Raw genomic sequence first — 1,668 nt, 5'->3', positions numbered from 1 at the left:
CTAGGCCGGCAAAGCTGGCTGGCGTTGTGCGTTAGCAGGGTGGTCGGTTGACGAGCTCTGGAGGCGCGGGATGGCCAGGCTGCTGGCACGGGCGCAACCCGGACGTGAGCGGGTGTTGGTTCCTCTCCGGCAAGAATGTCCCGGCTGCGGCGGGCACATGCGATTGCGCTACGAGAACCGCCGGACGCTGGTGACGTTGTCCGGGCTGGTGCGGCTGCGGCTGAAAATCCGCCGCTGCGAGCATGAGGGCTGCGCGCGCTACCGTCTGGCGTACCGGCCCGAGGCGGAAGGGGCGCTGGCCCTGCCCCAGCATGAGTTCGGCCTGGACGTGGTGGCGATGGTGGGGGGGCTGCGGCACCGGGATCACCGCAGCGTGCCGGAGATCCATGCCGCCCTGCGTGGACGGGGGGTGGAGATCGCCGAGCGGAGCGTGACCAATCTGCTGGACCGCTATGATGAGTTGCTGGCCACCTCGCTGACCGATACGCGGCGGCTGCGGAGGGTGCTGGCCAGGCAAGGGCGGGCGATCCTGGCGCTGGATGGCATGCAGCCGGATGTGGGTCACGAGGTGCTGTGGGTGGTGCGCGAGTGCCTCTCGGGCGAGGTGCTGCTGGCGCGCAGCCTGCTGTCAGGCACGGCCGAGGACCTTGCACCGCTGCTGGCCGAGGTCGCGGAGGCGATCGGGGTGCCGGTGGAGGGTGTGATCAGCGACGGACAGACCTCAATCCGGCGCGCCGTGGCCAAGGCGCTGCCCGGGGTGCCGCACCAGCTCTGTCAGTTTCACTTCCTGCGGGAGGCGGCCAACCCGGTCTATGAGGCGGACCGGCATGCCAAGAAGGAGCTCAAGAAGGGGGTGCGCGGCGTGCGCCGGATCGAGCGCTCGGCCGAGGGGCGCGAGGATGCCGGCTCGGAGGTGGTGCGGGGCTACTGCGCGGCCGTGCGCAGCGCCATCACAGACGATGGCCGCACGCCGCTCGCCGCCCCCGGGCTGAAGCTCAAGGGACGGCTGGAGGCGGTGGCGGACAGCCTGGACCGGGTGCTGGAAAAGGGGGCTCGCCCGCGCCGCTCGCGCGGCTGCGCCAGCTGATCGGTCGCGGGTTGGAGGGCACGGCCCCGTTCTGGCCCGAGGTGGAGCGCGCCTATGCCTGGGTGCACGCGGCGGCAAGGATCCTGGGCAACAGGGGCGATGAGAGTGCCGCGCGCGTCCGGCGCCGGTTCGATGGCCTGCTCGGCGCCATGCTGCGCCACCGCCAGAGGGCAGGCGTACTGGCCCCAGCCATCGAGCACTTCGCCAAGGTCGCCCGCAGCTACCGCCCCGGGCTGTTCCACTGCTACGCCGTGCCCGGCCTGCCCAGGACCAACAACGACCTCGAGCAGCTGTTCGGATCCCAGCGCTACCACGAGCGTCGCGCCACCGGGCGCAAGGCGGCCTCGCCTGCCGCCGTGCTGCGCGGCGAGGTGCGCCTGATCGCGGCAACCGTCACGAGACAGCGCCCGCCCACCGCTCGTGACCTGGGTCGCGCCAGCCGAAAGCGCTGGGGTGAGCTTCGCCAGCGTCTTGAACAGCGACGCCATGCCCGGACACTGCGAACCCGGTTCCGCCGCGATCCACAAGCCTACCTGGCCCAACTGGAACAGACTGCCTGCCAGCCGACTTTGCCGGCCTAG

1 protein-coding gene is annotated in these 1,668 nt (G+C 71.3%); it reads left to right on the top strand.

Annotated features, from left to right (window positions below; genetic code table 11):
* Positions 1-157: 157 nt before the first annotated feature.
* Positions 158-1,668, top strand: a protein-coding gene (locus J8J14_RS24700) for a transposase (RefSeq protein WP_209382194.1) whose coding sequence is annotated in 2 segments (ribosomal slippage) — positions 158-1,040 and positions 1,040-1,668 — 1,512 coding nt in all. Because the reading frame shifts where the segments join, the coding sequence is not laid out codon by codon here.

It is taken from the genome of Pararoseomonas baculiformis, assembly GCF_017813395.1.
Lineage (GTDB): Bacteria > Pseudomonadota > Alphaproteobacteria > Acetobacterales > Acetobacteraceae > Roseomonas > Roseomonas baculiformis.
Note: the sequence above shows the minus strand (reverse complement) of the source record. Positions and strands in the feature narration are given on the sequence as shown.